Below are 21,111 nucleotides of genomic sequence, written 5' to 3' on the forward strand. Positions count from 1 at the left end.
AAGTATTACTTATAGTCAATCCATGAATCTAACGCAGCTCACAGTATTTCGCGAAGTGATGGAAACCGGGTCCATCTCTCAAACGGCCAGAAAGCTCAACCGTACGCAACCGGCGATCAGTTTGGCTTTGAAAAACCTGGAAAACAGCCTTGGCCTGACACTGTTCGAGCGTAAAGGCAGGCGACTGGTACCCGTACCAGAGGCGCATTACCTGTTGGCAGAAACGACGGGCATTCTTGACCGTCTTGCTGCGATTTCCAGCACGATGGAAGGGTTGATCAAAGGTCACTCCGGCAGCTTGAACATTGCCACGATGCCGGGTCCTTCGGCCTTTCTGTTTCCGCGCTTTATCAGCCAATCTGTCGGGGAGAACCCGGATATTCGCATTACCCTGTCTACGCGCAGTTCACCCCAGATCATGGAGCTTGCGGGCACACAGAATATTGATTTCGGCTTCGCAGACTTCGAACATTCGACCGGGAAAGAGCCTCAGTATTCAACAGAGCTGATCCGGGCAGATTGTTTTTGCGCCGTTGATCGTGACAGCACGCTCGCCTCGCGGAAGACCGTGTCCATTTCCGATCTCGACGGGGCTCCCATGGGAGGATTGCATGCCACGCATCCGTTCCAGCGCAAAATTCAGCAAGAGTTTCAGGATGTATCCGCCAACTACAATCCAACGGTGACCTGTCAATACTTTCTGCCTTTGATACCCTTTGTGAGTTCGGGACAATGCTATTCGATCGTGGACCCGCTGACCGTTGCCACTGAACAAGAACTGAATCTGTCTAACGGGAAGGTCGCGTTCTTACCGTTCGAAAAACCGCTCAGATACGAATATGCAATCCTTGAGCCAGACCACCGACCACCGTCTCAATTGGCTTTGAAGATCAAAGCGGGTTGGAAAGCCGAAGTTATTAAGATGTTAGACGAGGTGAAAGCCAAACCTGATGTCGTGGGGATTGATAAAGCGGGTGGCTAGCAGCGTCCGTTGTCAGAGTTTTTCGGAATGCTGAGGCGTTTCGTAACCGAGGCTCTGGTTCGGTTTCCGTTTGAGATTGGGCATGGAAGGTGTTTTGTACTTTAGGCTCACTTGCGAGGTCATCCAGATACCCAGAGTTCATGATGCCTGTACCCTTGTGGTGGCATCAAAAACTGTGACGAGCAGGCGGATCAGGGGTTATTCAAGGGGCCTGACCTGCTCCGCTGAAAAGTCCGCGATTTGAGGTCAAGGTTCACATTTGTTGTGAGTTCTGCTTCAAAAGATGCACTTTGCCGAGTGAACCACGCTTTTTCTGAGTGTGTGGCAATAGGCAGCCCACAACTCAGGAATGAGTGAATGCGAACGCGCTCAATGAAAAAAAGCCGGGCCATCAGGCCCGGCAGTCCAACAGGGAGGTACATGTCATTACCCGGACATGCACGGGATGGGAGTAACCTAATTATGACTTCAGAGTATCACTTTGATCCAAATCAATCCATAGGCGATCAAGATACCAGTCGATATCCACCCGACTCTGTGACCAAAAGGCGAGCATTTGACGGATCAGGCTCGATCTTCTGACGCAGGCGGTAGATGTGCGTCTCTAGCGTGTGGGTCGTAACACCTGCGTTATAGCCCCAGACCTCATGCAGCAGCACATCGCGCGCCACCACACCATCAGTCGAACGGTAGAGGAACTTGAGGATGTTGGTTTCCTTCTCGGTCAGACGAATTTTCCGGTCTTCCTCGGTGATCAACATCTTCATTGCGGGCTTGAACGTGTAGGGACCAAGCACAAATACGGCGTCTTCGGACTGTTCATGCTGGCGCAATTGGGCGCGAATCCGGGCCAACAGAACCGGAAATTTGAACGGCTTGGAGACATAGTCATTGGCACCGGCATCAAGACCCAGGATCGTGTCGGCATCGCTGTCATGGCCCGTCAGCATCAGGATCGGGCTTTTGACGCCCTGCTTGCGCATCAGGCGGCACAGCTCGCGACCGTCCGTGTCGGGAAGACCCACATCCAGAATCACGAGGTCATAGATCGCTTCGCGCGCGCGCTCCATTGCGGATGCTCCGTCAGAGGCTTCGAACACGTCGAAATCCTCGGTCATCACAAGTTGCTCGCTGAGCGCCTCGCGCAGGTCCTCGTCATCATCCACCAACAGGATTTTTTTGAGCTGAGCCATTCTTGAGTCCTCCAAAGCCTTTCCCATCACTTGCGCGTGGAATAAGCAATCAACAAGATTTACTGCAACCGTCTCACGCCTTCGTGTCAGACGCAGCGGAAATGTTTCACAATTCCAGCCGAAAGCGGTAGGAAAAGGGGCGAACGTTATAGGGTAACATAGATGAGTCTCATCCCCGATATCACCGAATTGCTGGCGCGCGCGCGGGCTGACCTGCGGATGGGCGTGCCAATCGTGCTGGTGGATGACAATGGCGGCAGCGTACTGGCCATCTCGGCCGAGACGATCACGCCCCAGCGACTGGCCGATCTGCGCAGCTTGGGTGGGACACCTGTGGTGGCCATCACCGGGCGGCGGGCAGAGACGCTGAAAGCACGTGCTTACGATGGTGATCTGGCGCGTGTGTTGATTCCCGCGGATGTGGATATGGCCTGGGTGCAAGCCGTGGCCGACCCTTCGGACGACCTGAATGCGCCGATGAAAGGCCCCCTGATGACCGAAAGGCAGGGCAACGCCAATCTGCACCGTATTGCAATCGCGTTGGCCAAATCGGCCCGATTGCTGCCCGCCACCGTGGTGCTGCCGGTCAAAGATGGCCGCGGTTTTGTGGCGACCCACGGGTTGACCTGCATAGATCACACCCGGGCCGCGCCGCATCTGGCGGATCGCAGCGCATTGCACCCGGTTGTCGCCGCGCGCTTACCGATGGAAGTGTCCGAGGCCGGGCGGCTGCACGTTTTCCGCCCTGAAGACGGTGGGGAAGAGCATTATGCGGTCGAGATCGGACGACCGGATCGCAGCAAACCCGTCTTGGCGCGGCTTCATTCCGCGTGTTTTACCGGTGACATCATGGGCAGCCTGAAATGCGACTGTGGCCCCCAATTGCGTGGCGCACTGGCCCAGATGGGAACCGAGGGCGCCGGAGTATTGCTCTATCTGAACCAGGAAGGGCGCGGAATCGGGCTCGCCAACAAGATGCGCGCTTATTTCCTGCAGGATCAGGGCTTTGACACGGTCGAGGCCAACCACCGCCTTGGGTTTGAAGATGATGAGCGCGACTTCCGCCTCGGGTCAGATATTCTGAAATCGCTGGGCTTCAGCTCGGTCCGGTTGCTGACCAACAATCCCGCGAAGATCTCCATGATGGAGCGCACTGGGATCGCCGTCGCCGAGAGGGTTCCGCTAAAGGTCGGGGAAACCGCGCATAACCGCGGATATCTTGAGACCAAGGCCGCGAAATCCGGGCATTTGCTGTGACACCGGCGGATTTGGTGCTGACCCCACGGGGTATTCGGTTCCGGGGACGGTCCTTTCCCTGCTCAATCGGGAAAGGCGGGCGGAGCACCGCCAAACGCGAGGGCGATGGCGCCACGCCGGTCGGTGTTCATCGCATTGTCGGCATGCTCTACCGCGCGGATCGGATTTCGGCTCCGGCGTCATGGGCCATCCCGATCGGTCCGCAAGACCTGTGGTCGGACGATTCGACAGACAGCCGCTACAACCAACTGGTCACCAGCCCCTATCCGTTCAGCCATGAACGGCTCTGCCGCGCGGACCCTTTGTATGATCTGGTGCTGCTGACCGATTGGAACTGGCCGAATGCGGTGGCGGGCAAAGGCTCTGCCATCTTTCTGCATCAATGGCGGCGACCGGGTTACCCGACCGAGGGTTGTGTCGCCTTCCGCCGCGACCACCTGCGCTGGATCGCCGAGCGGATCACGCCCGGCACCCGCCTGATCATTCCTGAGGCCTGACCCGTTCACCAAAGATGGCCGATCCGACACGCACATGGGTGGCCCCCAGCGCTATCGCCTGTTCAAAATCGCCACTCATGCCCATCGATAGACCCTCAAGGCTGTTACGGGCGGCAATCTTTGCCAGCAAGGCAAAATGCAGCGCGGGTTCTTCCTCGACCGGGGGGATGCACATCAGACCGCGAACGGGCAGATCCAGCGCCCGGCATTCTGCAATGAACCCATCCGCATCAGTTGGGAGGATACCAGCCTTCTGATCCTCTTCCCCCGTATTGACCTGAATGAACAGGTCCGGGCAGGACCCCAGCTCCTGCGCCAATCGCGCCAGAGTATTTGCCAGTTTCGGACGATCGACCGAGTGGATTGCGTTGCAAAGCTCCATCGCCTGACGGGCTTTGTTGGTTTGCAATGGGCCGATCAGGTGTAAATCGATGCCATCGAATTGTTCCTTGAACGCAGGCCATTTTCCGGCCGCTTCCTGCACGCGATTCTCGCCAAAGCACCGGTGGCCCTGCTCCAAAACATCCTGCACGCGCTCATTTGGCTGCACTTTGGACACGGCGATCAGCTTCACCGCCCCGGCAGTCCGCCCGGCTTTGGCTTCGGCTTTTGTGATACGGGCGGAAATCTCTGACAGCGACATGGGGAACCTCAAATCTGGCCTCAAATTCTGGTTTGCAGCGAGACAAACACCAAGTCGGCGCAAAAGAAAAGGGCGGGTCCGAAGACCCGCCCTAGAACCGTGTGGTTCAGATCAACTTAGAAGTTGAACTGGGCACCGAAGTCGGCGCGGATACGGCCGTCTGCGTCACCTTCTTTGATCTCACCGATACCACCGCGCAGCGATACACCGCCGCCCAGGTCGTAGTGAGCACCGATACCGATGTTACGGGTATCGCCGTCTGCGTTACCGTCACCGTAGACGAACTGGATGGTGGTCGCAGCGCCCAGGTTGTAGGCCAGCGACAGACCGTATGCAGTGCCGTCTGTGGCGTCTACTTCGGTGGCATCGTCTGCTACGAAGATGGTACCTGCGAAGTCACCAAACTCACCACCCAGGGTCAGAACGGTCAGGCTTGGGTCGGAACCCGAACCACCGTCGGTCTGACCGTAGGCCAGAGCAGCTGTGATGTTGTTGAAGGTGTAGGTCGCGCTGATGTCCCAACGGTCTGCGTCGGTGCTGGTGATTACTGCAGCAGCAGGATCAGCAGGAGCCGCAGTACCAGGTGCGCTGGTTACCGAAGTGGTTGCAGCTTGGTCATACGACGCACCGAATGCGAAGTCGCCTACAGCGTACTGGAAGAAGACGCCGTTCACGCCCGGACCGGTCGACGAGAACGAAGCAAAGCTATAGTTCACACCCGAATACTGACCCAGGAATGTTTCCAGACCAACTTCGTAGCCGTAGTAGTTTGCAAGGTTGTCAAACGAACCGGAGATGTTGCCGGCGTCTACACGCAGACCACCGTAGATGACCGAGAAGCGTGCGCCGCTCAGCTGAGCCTGACCAGCTTCGCCTTGGGCGTCATCGTCGGCTTGCAGACGAACACGACCTTCAAAGCGAACGCCGCCATCGGTTTCTGCGATACCGTCGATGTTCAGACGGAAGCGCGAGACCAGAATGGTGTTGTCTGTGTCAACAGTGCCTGCCGAACGAACGTCATCGGCAGTGCCGTTTACGCCATCTGCGCCAGGGCCGGTGAAGGTTTGGCTTTGCTCACGATCTTCGTAGTAGCCCAGACCGAAACGGCCATAACCGCTGAAGTTAACTTCAGCTGCTGCAACGCCTGCGGTCGCTACCAGCGCCGTAGTTGCGAAGAGAACTTTTTTCATCTTGTTTCCCTCGGTTTCAAAAAGTTTTATCTACTCGACACATGCAAGGCATATGTCTCAGCACGGACATCGTTTCGCTCTTTTCCCCCCCTTTACGCAAGCTTGGCCTAAACACTCGGCCCGCATTGAGGTTGGATTGGTGCAAGGATGCCACAGTCGTGATCACCGCCCTGTCACGCCGATATACCGGGATTTGATAAGAATAGGCTTGTTGCGCACAGGGTCCTTGGCTAGGAGTAGCTTCCAAAGACCGCAATACCAGCGAAACAGGACCGATCGACGATGCGTTTGCCGACAACTTTGGGTTTGATCTTTCTGACTGCCACTCTTGCAGCGTGCGGACAGAATCGCAGCACCGTCACCAACCCGGATCTGCTTAGCTCTAACAGCACGCGCACCGATGAGCGCGAGCTGAACGATCCGGAACGCACGACCATCTGGGATATTTTCGGCCCTAACAATGCCGAGCAGACCACCAATGTGAACCGTTACCTTTGGGCGGCGTCACTGGATGTTCTGAATTTCCTGCCCGTGCAAGAGGTTGATCCCTTTACCGGTGTGATCGTAACGGGGTACGGCACCCCCCCAGGCGGTGGGCGGCAGTATCGCGCCACCGTGCATATAAGTGACCCGGCGCTTGCCGCGCGTTCCCTTTCGGTTGCGCTGCAATCCAGCGGGGGCTCTCCGGTCAGTGCCGCAACCACCCGCGCGGTTGAGGATGCGATCCTCTCGCGTGCAAGACAGCTACGGATTGCAGACAACAAGTTCTAGCAACCCGATCAAAATCGCTCTAAAGACCACGCCGGGTTCCTACCCGGCGTTTTCAGTTACGAAGGACCGCATGATGTCGCGCTACTCGGCCAGTGAAATCGAAGCAAAATGGCAAGAGGCCTGGGACAAGGCCGGGATCTTCACCGCCAGTCGCAAGGCGGACAAGCCGAAATACTACGTGCTTGAGATGTTCCCCTACCCGTCTGGCCGAATCCATATGGGGCATGTGCGCAATTACACGATGGGCGACGTGATCGCGCGACACAAGCTGGCGACCGGCCACAACGTCCTGCACCCGATGGGATGGGACGCGTTCGGGATGCCGGCAGAAAACGCCGCGATGGCGATTGGCGGCCATCCCAAGGACTGGACCTATGGCAATATCGCCGACATGCGCGGTCAGATGAAGCCTCTGGGCCTGTCGATTGACTGGTCGCGTGAATTCGCCACCTGTGACCCGGAATATTACGGCCAGCAGCAGGCATTGTTCCTTGATATGCTCGAGGCCGGGCTGGTCTATCGCAAGAACGCCGTAGTGAACTGGGACCCGGTCGATATGACCGTTCTGGCCAACGAGCAGGTCGAAAACGGGCGCGGTTGGCGTTCGGGCGCTTTGGTGGAACGGCGTGAGCTGACGCAGTGGTTCTTCAAGATTTCCGACTACTCCGAGGAACTGCTGGACGCGCTGGATACGCTGGACAACTGGCCCGCCAAGGTCCGCCTGATGCAGGAGAACTGGATCGGCAAGTCGCGCGGTCTGCAGTTTGGCTTTGAGCGCACAGATGGTGGTGAGCCGATCACCGTCTACACGACCCGGCCCGATACGCTGCTGGGGGCCTCTTTCGTCGGGATATCTCCGGACCATCCGATTGCCAAACAGCTTGAGGCTGAGAACCCCGAAGTCGCTGAATTTGTTGCCGAATGCCGCAAGGGCGGCACCACCGAAGAAGCGATCGAGACCGCCGAGAAGCTGGGCTATGACACCGGCATCAAGGTCAAGCACCCGCTGGACCCGAATTGGGAACTGCCGGTCTGGATCGCCAATTTCATCCTGATGGATTATGGCACCGGCGCGATCTTCGCCTGCCCGGCCCATGACCAGCGCGATCTGGATTTCTGCCGCAAATACGGCCTGCCGGTGGTTGATACGTTCTTTGCTTTGGACGATGATTCTCCGGTCGACAAAGTCGCTTTCGTTCCGCCCAAGACCGAAAAAGTCCGCTGGGTGAACCATTTCGCGGGCCTGACCGAGGCAACCGGCGAAGAGGCCATCAACGCCACCGTCGACTTTGCCGAAAAGGCGGGTTGGGGCGAAGGTGTCACCAAATTCCGTCTGCGCGACTGGGGTCTGAGCCGCCAGCGCTATTGGGGTTGTCCGATTCCCGTCGTCCACTGCGAGAAATGCGGCACGGTCCCCGAGAAGCAAGAGAATCTGCCGATCGAACTGCCCTATGATGACGGCAACGGCAAAGCTATCGACTTCTCGATCCCCGGCAATCCGCTGGACCGTCACCCGAACTGGCGGGATACGCCCTGCCCGTCCTGCGGCGCACCGGCCAAGCGTGAAACCGATACGATGGACACGTTTGTCGATTCGTCCTGGTACTACGCGCGTTTCACCGCCCCACGCGCCGAAACGCCGACTGATCTGGCCGAGGCCGAGTACTGGATGAATGTCGACCAGTATATCGGCGGTATCGAGCATGCGATTCTGCACTTGCTCTATTCCCGGTTCTTTGCCCGCGCGATGCAGATCACCGGACACCTGCCCCAAAAAGCCATTGAGCCGTTCAATGCGCTGTTCACCCAAGGCATGGTGACGCATGAGATCTATCAAACACGCGACGCCAATGACCGCCCGGTCTATCACTTGCCCGAGGATGTGACCGACGGCAAACTGGCCGACGGCACCGAGGTTGAGATCATCCCCTCGGCCAAGATGTCGAAATCCAAGAAAAACGTTGTGGACCCGGTCAGCATCATCTCGGCCTTCGGTGCGGACACTGCACGTTGGTTCGTACTGTCCGATTCGCCGCCCGAGCGGGATGTGGAGTGGACAGCCTCTGGCGCTGAGGCCGCGTTCAAGCACCTTAGCCGTGTACATCGCATCGCCTCCGAGATCGCCGAGTCGGACGTTCCGGCCAATGGTGAAGACGAAACCCTACTGCGCGAGATGCACAAAGCGATCCATGACGTGTCAGGCGGTGTCGAATCCTTTGGCTTCAACGCATCCATCGCCAAGCTCTATGCCTTCACCAACACTCTGGCGAAGTCGAAAGCGGGAACCGACGCCAAACGCGAAGCGGCCAAGACGCTGGCGCAGCTGATGTCACCCATGACCCCGCACCTGTCCGAGGAACTCTGGCAGATGCTGGGCGGTGATGGTCTGGTGGCAACGGCTGCATGGCCGGTCGCGGATGAGGCGATGCTGGTCGATGACACCGTCACCCTGCCGATCCAGATCAACGGCAAACGCCGCGCGGAAATCAGCGTTCCCAAGGACATGCCCAAGGATGAGGTTGAAAAAATCGCGCTCAGCACCGAAGCTGTGCAAAAGGCGTTGGAGGGAGCCGCGCCGAAAAAGGTGATTGTTGTCCCGGGCCGGATCGTGAATGTCGTTGTATAACCGCAGAACTTTGTTAATTGCCCCGCTGGCTGTCTGTTTTCTTGGGGCTGCCTGCGGATTTGAACCGATCTATGCGCCCGGCGGGGCAGGTTCGGAACTCTTTGGCAAGGTTGAGGTGTCGGCCCCGAATACGGTCGACAGTTTCCTGCTTGTTCAGAACCTCGAACAAAAGCTGGGGCGCAGCGCGACCTCAGGCAATGCTTACCGTCTGGATGTAAGTGTTTCGACAATCACCCAGGCCGCCGCGATCACAACCACCAACGAAACCAACCGGTCATCCATCGACGGGCGTGCGGAATACACGCTTAAATCGAATGAAACCGGGCAGATACTGGCCTCGGGCGAAGTCACGGATTTCGTAGGCTTTTCAGCGGCAGGTTCAACCGTGTCGACCCTGGCGGATGAGCGCGACGCCAAGGAACGCCTGATGGTGATTCTGTCCGACCAGATCGTCAATCGCCTCTATGCGACGCCGGGCTTGACCTCATGAAGTTGAGCCCGCGCGAGGCTGACGGGTATTTTGCCAGACCGGACGCGGACAAAACCGGGTTGCTGATCTACGGTGCCGACACCATGCGCGTGGCTTTGAAACGTCAGCAGGTGCTGACCGCAATGCTTGGGGCAAACGCCGAAGAAGAAATGCGTCTGACCCGGATGCCCGGTAGCGATCTGCGCGGCGACCCTGCCCTGCTGCTGGATGCGGTCAAAGCGGTCGGGTTTTTCCCCGGCCCCCGCGCGGTATTCGTGGAAGAAGCAACCGAAACCGCCGCCCCTTCGGTCCTAGCCGCGCTAGAAGATTGGGCCCCTGGTGATGCTCAGATCATCGTGACGGCGGGCCAACTGAAAGCCAGTTCGAAAATCCGCAAGGCCTTCGAATCGCATCCGGCAGCCTATGCGGTGGGCATCTATGACGACCCGCCCTCTCGGGCCGAGGTCGAACGGATTCTGACACAGGCCGGATTGCAGAACATCCCACGCGACGCGATGTCGGCGCTGGGAGAGTTGGCGGTCAGCCTCAGCCCCGGAGACTTTACCCAGACAGTTGAGAAGCTGTCGCTGTATAAACGCGGCGACGAGAGCGAACTCAGCCTAGAAGATATTGATGCCTGCGCGCCCCGCTCGACCGAGGCGGCGCTGGATGATGTATTGAACGTGGTCGCTGACGGCCGTGCCGGAGAGATCGGGCCGCTGATCCGTCGCCTGCAGGCACAGGGCACCAACGGGGTGACGCTGTGTATTGGGGCGACCCGGCATTTCCGGACGCTTTACGCCTGCGCATCTGATCCGGGCGGGGCGGCGCAAGGGATCGGCAAGCTGCGCCCGCCCGTCTATGGCAAACGACGCGACCGTATCTTGCGACAGGCTCAGGGTTGGGGTGCGCCAAAGCTGCAGACGGCGCTGACCGTGCTGACGGATACTGACCTGTCGCTGCGGTCGGCCGGGCAAACGGCCCCCGCGATGGCCTTGGTCGAGCGCGCGATGATCCGGCTGGCGATGCTGGCCCGGTCGCGCTAGCGGTTCAGCCAGTCGCCTGCAGCCCGCCCAGCCCAACGCCCCGTCGCCAGACAGGCTGTGAGAAGGTAGCCGCCAGTGGGTGCCTCCCAATCCAACATCTCACCGGCGCAGAAAAAACCGGGCATCGCGGTTAGCATCAATCTGTCGGTCAAGGCAGCGCGTGTGATGCCTCCTGCGGTCGAGATTGCCTCATCCATCGGGCGCAATCCTGCGTGGCGGATGGGCAGGGCTTTGATCAGCGCGGCCATGTCTTCGGGCGCGTCTGGAAGGGGACGGGCGAACTCCATCAGCAACGCGGTTCGCACTTGCCCCAGTTTCAGAGCTTTGCGCAGGTGATTGGACAGGCTCATCTTGCCACGCGGTTTTGCCAGACGCTGCACTACTTCCGAGGTCGACAGGTCAGGCATCAGGTCGATCGTCAGAGGCGCCCCCTCTCGCACCGGCTTGCAGATGGAGTAGATACCCCCGCCTTCCAACCCGCGCACCGAGATCACCGCCTCGCCCCGTGCGCGCAGGGTTCCAGCTTGCAGCGCGACCCCTTTGATTGGCGCGCCGAAATGCGCGGTCATATGGTCCGACCAGTCGATCAAAAGCCCCGCGTTTGCAGGTGCAAACGGCGCAAGCTGCACGCCTTTCTCTGCCAGCCATTGCGCCCAGGCCCCGTCCGAGCCCAATCGCGCCCAGCTGGCCCCGCCCATGGCAAGCACAGTTGCGTCAGGCTGCAGCCGTTGCGAACCATCCGGAGTGTCAAAAACCAGCGCGTCACCCTCCCGCCCGGTCCACCGCCAGCGGGTTCTGATCTCGACACCACGATCCGAAAGACGCGCCAGCCATGCGCGCAGCAAGGGTGAGGCTTTCATGACGGTTGGAAAAACGCGGCCCGTTGAACCGGTGAAAAGCTCTTGCCCCAATTCGCGCGCCCAGTCCTGCACGGCCTGCGCGTCGAACTCGGCCAGCATCGGGTGAAGCCAGTCGGCGGCTTCATCATAGGATTGAATCAGGGTCTCAAGGGGTTCTTCCTTGGTCAGGTTCAGACCCGACTTGCCGGCCATCAGGAACTTGCGCGCAACCGAGGGCTTGGCCTCGGCCACCAGAACCGAGTGACCGGCAAGGGCAAGCTGCTCGGCCGCCATCAACCCGGCCGGTCCCGCCCCGATCACCACTGCCTGCGCCATGCTCACCCTCTTGCCTTCGCCGCCCGCAGGCGCATCATTCCCAACCATGACGAACAGCAATCCGATCTGCCCGCTTTGCGACCGCCCCATTCCCGATGGCGGCGGCAGCCTGCATCATCTGATCCCAAAACTCAAAGGAGGCAAGGGCGGACCGACCGTTCTGCTGCACCAGATCTGCCACAAAGAGGTCCACGCAACCCTGTCCGAGGCCGAGTTGGCGCGCAGTTTCAACACAGTCGAGGCCCTACGCGCCCATCCACGGCTTGAAAAATTCCTGAATTGGGTACGCAAACGCCCGCCCGGCTTCCGTTCGAAAGTTCCGGGCAAACGGCGCGGGCGCTGATCAGCTAGGCAAAACCGGATCGCCAAAGGCATCCGAAAGCGCGGCGGGCAGCCCCTCGACCTCGATCCCCTGATAGTCGGGAACAGGCGCGAATTGGGCCCCTTGCACATGCTGGAACTCGAGCGTCGTATAGGGGCGTTTCCAAAGCCATTCGCGATTCTCGACCGCCCAAAGGTCAGGATCGGGCGGAGACTCATCCGTGAAGGCATAGAAATGCAGGTCAAACCCATAGGCCGCCACGTCCTGCATCGACAACAGTTTCATACCCTGCGCACGGCAGAACGTATCCTCGGCGGCGATATCCCCTGTGCGCAGAGTGATCTGACCGATCCGTGCCGCCGCGAACGGGGCCGCAGGGAAGGCTGCATTTTCCGGGCGGTTGCCTTCAAAATCGTGCTGCAAAAGTTCGATCGCAAAGCCTTCGGGGTCGCTGAGATGCGCCATATACCCGATATCGAGGAACTGACGCGGCTCGCTGACGGCATAGCCTTTGGTCCGCAGCGCCTCGGTGGCCAGATCGACATCGGGCAAAGTGATCCCGATCTTCCAATATCGATGCCCCTGATCGTGGGAATACCCCCTGCCCCCCGGTAGCAACAGCAGATCAGCGTCCTGACCCGCATATCCTACACGCCGGGATTCGCCGATTTCCTGCACCGACATGCCCAAAACATCCCGATAGAACCCGGCCAGACGAGCTGGATCAGCGACGCGCAGCCTGACTGCGGACACCCTCATGGGCATAGCTCTGCTATTCCGGCTGCGATCTCTGGTTTGGCCGCGAGGCTATCGGCAACCAGCTCACGCGCTGTCGGCATCAGATCGTCCGGCGTGACGATACGATCCACCAGTCCGAACGCATAAGCCTCCTCAGCCGAGACCTTCTGGCCCGACATCAGAATCAGCTTGGTGCGCGCCGGTCCGATCAATGCGGCCATGCGCTTGGGGTCCGAGGGTTGCGGTAGAAAACCCAGCTTCATCACCGGATAGAAGAACTTGGCCGAAGGCACCGCGATACGAAGGTCGCAGGCCAAGGCCATACCGTTTGCACCGCCCGCCAGCGTTCCGTTTAATGCCGCAACGGTCAGGCATGGCAGTGACGCGATTGCACCCGACAACCGCTCCCAGACGCCCGATGTTGCAAGTCCTGCGCGGGCTTCCTCCAGATCAGCACCGGCGCTGAAGACTTTACCCGCGCCGGTCAGGATCAGGGCGCGGGCCGCGGTTGCGGCTTCGGCGATTTCGGCCAACTCGGTCAGCATCGCGCCGGTCAGTGCGTTGGCCTTGCCCGGATTGTTGATCGTGACGGTCCACAACCCGTCTTCCTTGGTCAATTCAATCACGACAGGCCGATCCTTTGGCGAATGTCCTCTTGGCGCAGGGAGATCTCGGCCCCCAGATATTCATCAGCATCCTGGGAACACATCCACAGCAACGCCCGTGCGGGCCAGTCCGCCGGGATGTGAACATCCCAGTCCAGCTGGCTGACGGGGTTGATGCCACTGGCCTTGATGACGCGCTGCATATCGGTTGCCACAGTGCCCGGCGACAGGCCCATGGCACGAATACCGTTGTGGGCTTCTTCCAGATGCAGACATTCCGTCAGCATCTTCGCACCCGCTTTCGAGGTGCAATAATGGCTCCACGCCTCAATCGCGTTCGAGGCGGCACCTGACGAAACAGTAAGAATCGTTCCACCGCCTACGGCCCGCATCACTGGCAAAGCAGCACGCATCCCGTAGAAAACACCCTTGAGGTTGATATCAATGGCCTGACTCCAGGCGCTGACATCGGCGTTCGACAGGTGAAAGATCGGCTCGATCACACCGGCATTGCCGATCAGAACGTCCAGCCCTCCGAAACGCGCGACGCAATCGGCGACGGCCTGTTCGACCTGCGCGAAATCGCTGACGTCGCAGGCCAGAGCAATTGCATTGCCCCCCAATTCTGCGGCAAGCGCATCAATCTGATCCCGACTGCGGGCCACCAGCGCCACATTCGCCCCGGCTGCGGCAAACACGCGCGCGGCCTCGGCACCGATTCCGCGGCTGGCCCCTGTTATGAGTACTGTTTTCCCCTGCATCTAACGCTCCTCACGTGTTGGGCTGACCTTTGGCTACAGGCGTAACGCGGAAACGGGGAAAGGGTCCAGCCCTTGCCCCTTGACGATGCCTGCCACAACCCCGACCATGCGCGCAAATTGATCAAGAAGGGTTACCTTATGTCTGTTTTTTTCCGCCGCAGCTGTGGCGCCGCACTGGCCTATGCCGTCGCAACCCAGGGTGCATTTGCGGACCTGACCGCAAATGACGTCTGGAACGACTGGCAAGAGTATTTCCGGTCCGTAGGTTACACGGTTGAAGGCGAATCCAGTAGTGCTGGCGATGTCATGACCATCAACGATATGACCCTGTCCATGGACTTCCCCGAAGAGGAAGGCCAGTTCCAGATGACCATGCCCGAGGTCACATTGACCGAAAACGACGATAGCACCGTCAATATCGGCTTCCCCGACAGCTTTCCGATGGTCATTTCGGGCGGCGTCGAAGATGAAGAGTTCACAGTAAACATGACCTATAGCCAGACAGATCTGGAAATGGTTGTGTCAGGTGATCCTTCCGACATGACCTATGACTACTCGGCGGCGGCCCTTGGGATTGTGCTGGATTCGATCGAGGGCGGCGACGAGCCGATACCCGAAGACGCGCTGGAAGGTGGTATCGAATTTAAGGATATGGCTGGCACATCGCGCATGCTGATCGGCGACAGTCGCGAGATCACGCAGACCCTCGACGCTGCCCAAATGGCCTATAAGTTCAGCTTCAAAGACCCTGAAACCGGGGAATCGGGGTTGATTGACGGGGCTCTGAACGATCTGACATCCAGCGGCGACAGTGTCCTGCCCACCGGGTTTGATCTGGCCGATCCGCAGGCACTCTATGAAGCCGGGTTCGCCTTTTCCGGCATGATCGCCTATGGCTCGGGCAAGACGGACATCAGCGGCGTCAGCGAAGGTGAGCAATTCACCATGGCAAGCTCGTCTCAAGGTGGCCGACTTGAGGCCAGCGTAGATGGCGAACGTGTGGCCTATGACCTTGAACAGAATGACGCGAAACTGGCAGTGACCACCGGTGACCTGCCCTTCCCGATCGAGATTGCAATGGCGAAGGCAGGCCTGAACCTGGACATCCCGGTGCAGGAATCGGATGAGGCCGCGCCCTTTGCCTTTGGCCTGAACCTGACCGATTTCACCATGTCCGATATCCTCTGGAGCATTTTTGACCCGGCGGGCAACCTGCCGCGCGATCCGGCCACCATCGCGCTGGACACCACCGGCACGGCGAAAGTCCTGCTGAACATCTTCGATCCGGAACAGGCTGCTGCGCTGGAAGAAGAAGGCGCAGTCCCAGCCGAGTTGCATGCGCTGACAATCAACGAATTGCTGATCTCGATGGTCGGGGCGCGCTTGACCGGGGATGGTGATTTCACCTTCGACAACGAAAACATCGACCAATTCGGTATGCCTGTTCCCGCTGGCGTTGCAAACCTGCAGCTGGTCGGAGCCAACGCACTGATCGACAAACTGATCAACATGGGCCTGATGTCCGACAGCGACGCATTGGGCGCGCGGATGATGATGGGCATGATGGCCGTTCCGGGCGATGAACCCGACACGCTGAATTCGAAAATCGAATTCTCGGAAGACGGTCAGATTCTGGCCAATGGTCAACGCATCAAGTAATACGATCCGGGAGGGCCGCAGGTGATCGGCCCTCCCACACAATACCGTCAGGGTCTTGCGAGAGGCGCGGTGCAAGGCTAGGTCCTTGGCAACACATCCGGAGGCCGCATGACCCGCACACCAGAAGAAATCAGCCAGCAATTGCTTGACGCCGCACGCCTTGCAGGGGCCGAGGCGGCAGATGCCATCGTGATCGACGGATCATCCGTTTCGGTCGAGGTGCGTGGCGGCGCGCTGGAACATGCGGAACGCTCAGAGGGAACCGATCTGGGGTTGCGGGTGTTTCTTGGCAAACAGCAGGCCATTGTCTCAAGCTCGGACAGCCGCCCCGAAACGCTGACGGCCATGGCCGAGCGGGCTGTTGCCATGGCGCGCGAAGCGCCCGAGGATCCTTTTACCGGTCTAGCGCCCAGCGAGGAACTGACCAACGGCTGGGATCTCGACGCGCTTGAGCTGTTCGATCCGTCCCCGGAACCGTCTGCCGAAGCGCTGATGCAAGATGCGCTGGCGGCCGAGGCCGCCGCTTTGGCGGTTCCTGGCGTATCGCAGGTCTCGGATGCGGCGGCGGGTTACGGCACGCACCGGGTGCATCTGGCGGCCACCAACGGATTTTCGGGCGGGTATGCACGCAGCGGCAGGTCGATCTCCTGCGTTGCGATCTCGGGCGAAGGCACCGGGATGGAACGGGACTATGACGGCGACAGCCGCACCTTTCAGGCCGACCTGCGGAATGCGGAAGAAATCGGGCGCAAGGCCGGGGAACGTGCGGTCGAACAAATGGGCGCGCGCCAGCCCGCGACGGGCAGTTTCCCGGTTCTGTTTGACGAGCGGATCTCATCTTCATTGATCGGGCACTTGCTGGCCGCCAGCAATGGCGCGGCCATCGCGCGGGGGGCGTCCTGGCTGCAGGATTGTCTGGGCGAACAGGTTCTGCCGGAACATCTGTCTCTGATCGAAGACCCGCACCGCCCGCGTATCTCAGGTTCGCGCCCGTTTGACGCCGAAGGGCTGGCGACGCGCCGCCGGGCGATTGTCGAGAACGGAGTGCTGACCGGCTGGACGCTGGATCTGGCCAGCGCTCGCAAGCTTGGCATGACCTCAACCGGTAACGCAGCGCGCGGTGTCTCGGGGCCGCCCTCGCCCAGCAACTGGAACCTCAGCCTGACTCAGGGCACCCAAACCCGCGAAGACCTGTTGCGCGATATGGGAACCGGGTTGTTGGTCACCTCGATGATCGGATCGACGATCAACCCAAATACCGGGGACTATTCGCGCGGGGCCTCGGGCTTCTGGGTCGAGAATGGCGAGATCACGCATCCGGTCAATGAATGCACCATCGCGGGCAATCTGCGCGACATGCTGAAACGGATCATCCCGGCCAATGACGCGCGCCCGTATCTGTCGCGCGTTGTGCCCTCGGTGCTGATCGAAGGGATGACCCTTGCCGGCAACTGACCTGCCATTGCTGATTGACGCGGCGCGCAGGGCGGGACAAATCGCAACCCGTTTCTCGGGCGCGCAGGCCCAGCGTTGGGACAAGCCCGACGGTGCCGGACCGGTGACCGAGGCCGATCTGGCCGTCAATGAAATGCTGGAACAGATGCTGCCAGACGCGCGGCCCGATTATGGCTGGCTCAGCGAAGAGACCGAGGATACCGAGGACCGCCTGTCGCGGGACCGCACCTTCATCATCGACCCGATTGACGGCACCCGCAGTTTTGCCGAAGGCTCGCGCACATGGGCACATTCGCTGGCCGTTGCCGAGCACGGAGAGGTCACCGCCGCCGTGATCTACCTGCCCCTGCGCGATCTGTTCTATGCTGCGGCGAAAGGTCAGGGCGCCACCCTGAACGGTGCGCCAATCCGCACCTCGGAGGCGTCGACGCTTGGGGCTGCCACCATTCTGGCCGCCAAGCCCAACATGAACAGCCATCATTGGAACAATGGTGAGGTGCCGGAGTTTGACCGCGCCTATCGCCCATCGCTGGCCTACCGAATGGCCCTGGTCGCCGAGGGGCGTTTTGACGGGATGCTGACCCTGCGGCCCAGTTGGGAATGGGACATCGCGGCCGGTGACCTGATCATTCGCGAGGCCGGAGGGATCAGCACCGACCGCGCGGGCCAACCCTTGCGGTTCAACAACGCACAGCCCCGATTGAATGGTGTCGTTGCCACAGCCCAGGGAATCCACACCCAACTTTCGTCCCAGCTTGACCCGAACGGCCCCGGCATCGCCCCATGAGCAAACCGCGATCTCTGAGCCTTGCGGCCTACCGGATCCTGTCCTGGGGGGGGGCACAGCAAAGCACCCAACCGGATCAGCCCCGCCCGGACGGAGAGCTTGTCTGGGTTCACGTCGCGACGCGTGACCGCCTGCGCGCAATCAGTGATTTTTGCCTCAGGCTGCAACAGGCCCGACCCGGTCTGTCAATCCTGCTGAGCGCCCCGCCCGAAATCGACCTGACCCGTTGGACCGGAAGCCCCTTTCCCATGATCAACCTGCCCGCCGAACAATCCGGCGCGGCGCGGGCTTTTCTGGACCATTGGAAACCCGACCTTGGTCTTTGGGTCGGAGGCGGCTTGATGCCCAGCATCATCACCCGCGCAGAAGAACGCAACATCCCGATGATTCTGATCGAGGCGCAGCTGGATGTCGTATTGTCCCGCAACGCTCGGTGGCTGCCCGATATCAGCAGATATACGTTCGATTGCTTCAAACATATCCTCACCACGACCGATGAAACTGCCCGCCAGATCAGGCGAATGGGGATTGCCTCTTCAAAGGTTCGCGAAGCGCCACCACTGCAGTTCAGTCCCAACCCGCAACCCTGGCCCGAGGACGAATTGATCGAGACCAACCACGCTCTCGCCGGGCGTCCGGTCTGGCTGGCGGCGCGGGTTCAGGCGAAAGAATTCATCTCGGTCCTCAGTGCGCATCGGCAGGCGCTGCGCATCCTGCCCCGGCTGGGGCTGATCCTGCATGTGGCCGATCGCTCCGAAGCCGCGCCGCTGCAGCGGCGGCTTGAAACCATGGATCTGCGTTGCTCGAATTGGGATGACGGCGGCATTATCGAGGACACAACACAGGTGATTGTCAGTGCTGAACCCGAGGATCTGGGCCTGTGGCATCGCGTGTCGCCCGTCTCATTCATGGCCAGCTCGCTTGAGCGTGGCACGAACGGACAGGATCCGTTGGATGCTGTAGCTTTGGGATCAGCAGTCGTCTATGGCCCTCATGTTGATATCTACCAGTCAGTCTACAGCCGCCTTACCGAGGCCGGAGCCGCACATCCGGTCAAAACCGCGACCGAACTTGGCGACGCCATCGTCGAGCTTCTGGCCCCGGATCGCGCGGCGGGGATGGCGCTGGCGGGATGGCAGGCGATCACCGAAGGGGCCCCTCAGGCCGAGCGGCTGACCGACATGCTGCAGGACCTTCTGGACCAGCGGAGTAACCATGATGCGCGCGCCTGAATTCTGGAACTCGGACCCTGCACGCCCGGCACTGCGTGCCCGGTTGCTTAGCCCATTGGGGCGGCTCTATGCAGCGGCCACTGCGCGCCGTGTCAGTTCTGATCCCGGATTGAAACCGGGTGTGCCGGTGATCTGCATTGGCAACCTCAACGCTGGCGGAACCGGCAAGACGCCCACGGTGATCTGGGTGTTGGAACAGCTGCGCAACGCCTGGCACGAGGCGCACGTCGTCACGCGCGGGCATGGCGGATCGCTGGAAGGCCCGGTTCGGGTTGATCCTACCAAGCACAACGCCGCGCAGGTCGGGGATGAGCCGCTTTTGCTGGCCATGTTCGCCGAGGTCTGGGTCGCCAAAGACCGTGCCGCAGGTGCGCGCGCCGCGGCCGAGGCGGGCGCAAGCGTGATTGTGCTGGATGATGGATTCCAGAATCCGGCGGTCGCCAAGGACTTCTCGATCATCGTGGTGGATGCCCAGCGCGGATTCGGCAACGGCCTGTGCCTGCCCGCCGGTCCTTTGCGCGAACCTGTAGAGGTCGGCCTGAAACGCGCCGATCTGGTTCTGTCGTTGGGCGATGCACAAGCGCAAGGAAACTTCGCCGCGCAATGGGGTCCTCAGCTAACAGTGCCCCATACAACGGGCGTCGTCGCACCGTTGCAAACCGGCATGGACTGGACTGGATCGCGGGTTCTGGCCTTTGCAGGGATCGGCCACCCCGAGAAGTTCTTTCAGACCCTGCGCCAGCAAGGGGCCGAACTTTTGCGAGCCGAGGCACTGGACGATCATCAACCATTGACCCCAGCCCTGATGGCCCGGCTGGAAAATGAGGCGCGCCTGCTTGGCGCTCAGATGGTGACGACGGAAAAAGACGCGGTACGCCTGCCGCAAGCCTTCCGCAACAAGGTTGTCACCCTGCCCGTCCGGCTGCAAGTGAACGACCCCGAGCAAGTCAAAGAGATGATCCTGAAGACGGCCCCGTCCCCCAAGTGACCGGATTGGTCGGCCCGAGAAAAGGCCGACCAATAGGCAACTAGCTGCCCAATTCGTCTTCGATCAGCTTCTTGAAGTCCTCATAGGATTGGTTCGAGACCTTCTTGCCGTTTACAACAAAGGACGGGGTGCCCGTCACCTCGTCGCGTTCAGCGTTTTCCTGATACCACGCCACCAGCGTCTGGGCGCGTGTGCCGTCCTGCAGGCAGGCCTCAAGCTGGTCATTGTCGATACCCGCCAGACGGCCGATCTTGCGCAGTTCATCGACGATCTCTGTTGGACCACCGGCGCGGGTCCATTCGGACTGGCCCTGATAGATCAGATCGGTAATACCAAAAAACTTCTCGGGCCCTGCGCAGCGCGCAACCATCGACGCCCACAGACCGTAGCGGTCAAAGTAGACCTCACGATAGATGAACTTGACCTTACCGGTATCAATGAAGTCCTTCTTCAGCTGCTTATACGCGCCCTGATGGAAATTGGCGCAATGCGGACAGGTGTAAGACGCATATTCGATGATCTCGACCGGCGCATCCTCGGCCCCCTGCACCATCTCAATGATCGTGGAGGTGTCCAGATCTGCCTCTTGCGCGATGGCGCTGCCGACCAGAGGATTGACGGAAGACGTGTTCGAAGCTGTCATCCAATAGCCACCAGCGGCCACTGCGACAGCCGTACAGACTACGGTTGCAATACGGCTCATTCTCAGCCCTTT

Annotated in this window: 21 protein-coding genes; 13 read left to right on the forward strand and 8 right to left on the reverse strand. The window is 60.1% G+C overall.

The genetic code is table 11. From position 1 onward, the window contains the following. Positions 1-22: 22 nt before the first annotated feature. Positions 23-982 (forward strand): LysR family transcriptional regulator, encoded by a 960-nt coding sequence (locus AC2FD8_RS00585; RefSeq protein ID WP_496853861.1) that lies wholly within the window; start codon positions 23-25, stop codon positions 980-982. A 506-nt stretch (positions 983-1,488) separates the two neighbouring features. Here AC2FD8_RS00585 and AC2FD8_RS00590 read toward each other — a convergent pair. Next, the gene (locus tag AC2FD8_RS00590) at positions 1,489-2,175 is read right to left on the reverse strand and encodes a response regulator transcription factor (RefSeq protein ID WP_170533404.1); all 687 of its coding nucleotides are present in this window, start codon (positions 2,173-2,175) and stop codon (positions 1,489-1,491) included. 162 nt (positions 2,176-2,337) lie between these two features. Between AC2FD8_RS00590 and ribA the strand changes: the two genes are divergently transcribed. Further along, the gene (gene ribA, locus AC2FD8_RS00595; protein WP_496853859.1) at positions 2,338-3,432 is read left to right on the forward strand and encodes a GTP cyclohydrolase II; all 1,095 of its coding nucleotides are present in this window, start codon (positions 2,338-2,340) and stop codon (positions 3,430-3,432) included. Beyond that, positions 3,429-3,929 carry a L,D-transpeptidase family protein gene (locus tag AC2FD8_RS00600; RefSeq protein ID WP_496853857.1) on the forward strand — a complete coding sequence of 167 codons (501 nt, stop codon included), beginning with the start codon at positions 3,429-3,431 and terminating at the stop codon, positions 3,927-3,929. The genes ribA and AC2FD8_RS00600 overlap by 4 nt, the downstream gene beginning before the upstream one ends. Here AC2FD8_RS00600 and AC2FD8_RS00605 read toward each other — a convergent pair. Further along, positions 3,913-4,572: a YggS family pyridoxal phosphate-dependent enzyme gene (locus tag AC2FD8_RS00605; protein WP_496853855.1), complete on the reverse strand. Its 660-nt coding sequence runs from the start codon at positions 4,570-4,572 to the stop codon at positions 3,913-3,915. The two genes, AC2FD8_RS00600 and AC2FD8_RS00605, sit on opposite strands and share 17 nt — an antisense overlap. Before the next feature lie 116 nt (positions 4,573-4,688). After that, a complete protein-coding gene (locus AC2FD8_RS00610; RefSeq protein ID WP_496853853.1) occupies positions 4,689-5,762 on the reverse strand; it encodes a porin in 1,074 nt (357 codons plus the stop codon). Between the two features lie 282 nt (positions 5,763-6,044). Between AC2FD8_RS00610 and AC2FD8_RS00615 the strand changes: the two genes are divergently transcribed. From AC2FD8_RS00615 to holA, 4 genes are all read left to right on the forward strand, one after another. Continuing rightward, on the forward strand, positions 6,045-6,533 hold the full coding sequence (locus tag AC2FD8_RS00615) for a DUF3576 domain-containing protein (protein WP_496853851.1): 489 nt from the start codon (positions 6,045-6,047) through the stop codon (positions 6,531-6,533). Between the two features lie 73 nt (positions 6,534-6,606). Further along, a complete protein-coding gene (gene leuS / locus AC2FD8_RS00620; RefSeq protein ID WP_496853849.1) occupies positions 6,607-9,159 on the forward strand; it encodes a leucine--tRNA ligase in 2,553 nt (850 codons plus the stop codon). Beyond that, complete coding sequence (gene lptE, locus AC2FD8_RS00625) at positions 9,146-9,649, forward strand: LPS assembly lipoprotein LptE (protein ID WP_496853847.1); 504 nt, start codon at positions 9,146-9,148, stop codon at positions 9,647-9,649. Before leuS ends, lptE begins: the two co-directional genes overlap by 14 nt. After that, entirely contained in the window at positions 9,646-10,674 is a 1,029-nt protein-coding gene (gene holA, locus AC2FD8_RS00630; protein WP_496853845.1) for a DNA polymerase III subunit delta, read from the forward strand. The genes lptE and holA overlap by 4 nt, the downstream gene beginning before the upstream one ends. Here the strand turns inward: holA and AC2FD8_RS00635 are convergent. After that, entirely contained in the window at positions 10,671-11,849 is a 1,179-nt protein-coding gene (locus AC2FD8_RS00635; RefSeq protein ID WP_496853843.1) for a TIGR03862 family flavoprotein, read from the reverse strand. The two genes, holA and AC2FD8_RS00635, sit on opposite strands and share 4 nt — an antisense overlap. Before the next feature lie 46 nt (positions 11,850-11,895). On the opposite strand from AC2FD8_RS00635, the gene AC2FD8_RS00640 reads away from it, so the two are divergent. Next, positions 11,896-12,192: an HNH endonuclease gene (locus AC2FD8_RS00640; RefSeq protein WP_496853841.1), complete on the forward strand. Its 297-nt coding sequence runs from the start codon at positions 11,896-11,898 to the stop codon at positions 12,190-12,192. Here AC2FD8_RS00640 and AC2FD8_RS00645 read toward each other — a convergent pair whose 3' ends face one another. The 3 genes from AC2FD8_RS00645 to AC2FD8_RS00655 are packed head-to-tail and all read right to left on the reverse strand — an operon-like array spanning position 12,193 to position 14,275. Beyond that, a complete protein-coding gene (locus tag AC2FD8_RS00645) occupies positions 12,193-12,930 on the reverse strand; it encodes a VOC family protein (RefSeq protein ID WP_496853839.1) in 738 nt (245 codons plus the stop codon). Continuing rightward, positions 12,927-13,535 carry an enoyl-CoA hydratase/isomerase family protein gene (locus AC2FD8_RS00650; protein WP_496853837.1) on the reverse strand — a complete coding sequence of 203 codons (609 nt, stop codon included), beginning with the start codon at positions 13,533-13,535 and terminating at the stop codon, positions 12,927-12,929. The genes AC2FD8_RS00645 and AC2FD8_RS00650 overlap by 4 nt, the downstream gene beginning before the upstream one ends. Further along, the gene (locus AC2FD8_RS00655) at positions 13,532-14,275 is read right to left on the reverse strand and encodes an SDR family oxidoreductase (RefSeq protein ID WP_496853835.1); all 744 of its coding nucleotides are present in this window, start codon (positions 14,273-14,275) and stop codon (positions 13,532-13,534) included. Before AC2FD8_RS00655 ends, AC2FD8_RS00650 begins: the two co-directional genes overlap by 4 nt. A 138-nt stretch (positions 14,276-14,413) precedes the next feature. Here AC2FD8_RS00655 and AC2FD8_RS00660 point away from each other — a divergent pair, with 138 nt between their 5' ends. From AC2FD8_RS00660 to lpxK, 5 genes are all read left to right on the forward strand, one after another. Then, a complete protein-coding gene (locus AC2FD8_RS00660) occupies positions 14,414-15,934 on the forward strand; it encodes a DUF2125 domain-containing protein (RefSeq protein ID WP_496853833.1) in 1,521 nt (506 codons plus the stop codon). A 108-nt stretch (positions 15,935-16,042) separates the two neighbouring features. Then, positions 16,043-17,389: a TldD/PmbA family protein gene (locus tag AC2FD8_RS00665; protein WP_496853831.1), complete on the forward strand. Its 1,347-nt coding sequence runs from the start codon at positions 16,043-16,045 to the stop codon at positions 17,387-17,389. After that, positions 17,376-18,176 carry an inositol monophosphatase family protein gene (locus AC2FD8_RS00670; protein WP_496853829.1) on the forward strand — a complete coding sequence of 267 codons (801 nt, stop codon included), beginning with the start codon at positions 17,376-17,378 and terminating at the stop codon, positions 18,174-18,176. Before AC2FD8_RS00665 ends, AC2FD8_RS00670 begins: the two co-directional genes overlap by 14 nt. Further along, positions 18,173-19,408: a 3-deoxy-D-manno-octulosonic acid transferase gene (locus AC2FD8_RS00675; RefSeq protein ID WP_496853827.1), complete on the forward strand. Its 1,236-nt coding sequence runs from the start codon at positions 18,173-18,175 to the stop codon at positions 19,406-19,408. Before AC2FD8_RS00670 ends, AC2FD8_RS00675 begins: the two co-directional genes overlap by 4 nt. Beyond that, entirely contained in the window at positions 19,395-20,396 is a 1,002-nt protein-coding gene (lpxK, locus tag AC2FD8_RS00680) for a tetraacyldisaccharide 4'-kinase (RefSeq protein WP_496854006.1), read from the forward strand. The genes AC2FD8_RS00675 and lpxK overlap by 14 nt, the downstream gene beginning before the upstream one ends. Before the next feature lie 40 nt (positions 20,397-20,436). On the opposite strand, the gene AC2FD8_RS00685 is transcribed toward lpxK, so the two are convergent. Beyond that, positions 20,437-21,099 carry a DsbA family protein gene (locus AC2FD8_RS00685; RefSeq protein WP_496853825.1) on the reverse strand — a complete coding sequence of 221 codons (663 nt, stop codon included), beginning with the start codon at positions 21,097-21,099 and terminating at the stop codon, positions 20,437-20,439. Between the last annotated feature and the right edge of the window lie 12 nt (positions 21,100-21,111).

It is taken from the genome of Ruegeria sp. YTSC192, from assembly GCF_059609705.1.

Coding starts and splice junctions, on each gene's coding strand:
- AC2FD8_RS00615 (WP_496853851.1), top strand. CDS start 6,045: ATGCGTTTGCCGACAACTTTGGGTTTGATCTTTCTGACTGCCACTCTT.
- AC2FD8_RS00660 (WP_496853833.1), top strand. CDS start 14,414: ATGTCTGTTTTTTTCCGCCGCAGCTGTGGCGCCGCACTGGCCTATGCC.
- AC2FD8_RS00590 (WP_170533404.1), bottom strand. CDS start 2,175: ATGGCTCAGCTCAAAAAAATCCTGTTGGTGGATGATGACGAGGACCTG.
- AC2FD8_RS00585 (WP_496853861.1), top strand. CDS start 23: ATGAATCTAACGCAGCTCACAGTATTTCGCGAAGTGATGGAAACCGGG.
- AC2FD8_RS00675 (WP_496853827.1), top strand. CDS start 18,173: ATGAGCAAACCGCGATCTCTGAGCCTTGCGGCCTACCGGATCCTGTCC.
- AC2FD8_RS00635 (WP_496853843.1), bottom strand. CDS start 11,849: ATGGCGCAGGCAGTGGTGATCGGGGCGGGACCGGCCGGGTTGATGGCG.
- AC2FD8_RS00665 (WP_496853831.1), top strand. CDS start 16,043: ATGACCCGCACACCAGAAGAAATCAGCCAGCAATTGCTTGACGCCGCA.
- AC2FD8_RS00685 (WP_496853825.1), bottom strand. CDS start 21,099: ATGAGCCGTATTGCAACCGTAGTCTGTACGGCTGTCGCAGTGGCCGCT.
- AC2FD8_RS00610 (WP_496853853.1), bottom strand. CDS start 5,762: ATGAAAAAAGTTCTCTTCGCAACTACGGCGCTGGTAGCGACCGCAGGC.
- lptE (WP_496853847.1), top strand. CDS start 9,146: ATGTCGTTGTATAACCGCAGAACTTTGTTAATTGCCCCGCTGGCTGTC.
- ribA (WP_496853859.1), top strand. CDS start 2,338: ATGAGTCTCATCCCCGATATCACCGAATTGCTGGCGCGCGCGCGGGCT.
- leuS (WP_496853849.1), top strand. CDS start 6,607: ATGTCGCGCTACTCGGCCAGTGAAATCGAAGCAAAATGGCAAGAGGCC.
- AC2FD8_RS00645 (WP_496853839.1), bottom strand. CDS start 12,930: ATGAGGGTGTCCGCAGTCAGGCTGCGCGTCGCTGATCCAGCTCGTCTG.
- AC2FD8_RS00640 (WP_496853841.1), top strand. CDS start 11,896: ATGACGAACAGCAATCCGATCTGCCCGCTTTGCGACCGCCCCATTCCC.
- holA (WP_496853845.1), top strand. CDS start 9,646: ATGAAGTTGAGCCCGCGCGAGGCTGACGGGTATTTTGCCAGACCGGAC.
- AC2FD8_RS00605 (WP_496853855.1), bottom strand. CDS start 4,572: ATGTCGCTGTCAGAGATTTCCGCCCGTATCACAAAAGCCGAAGCCAAA.
- lpxK (WP_496854006.1), top strand. CDS start 19,395: ATGCGCGCGCCTGAATTCTGGAACTCGGACCCTGCACGCCCGGCACTG.
- AC2FD8_RS00655 (WP_496853835.1), bottom strand. CDS start 14,275: ATGCAGGGGAAAACAGTACTCATAACAGGGGCCAGCCGCGGAATCGGT.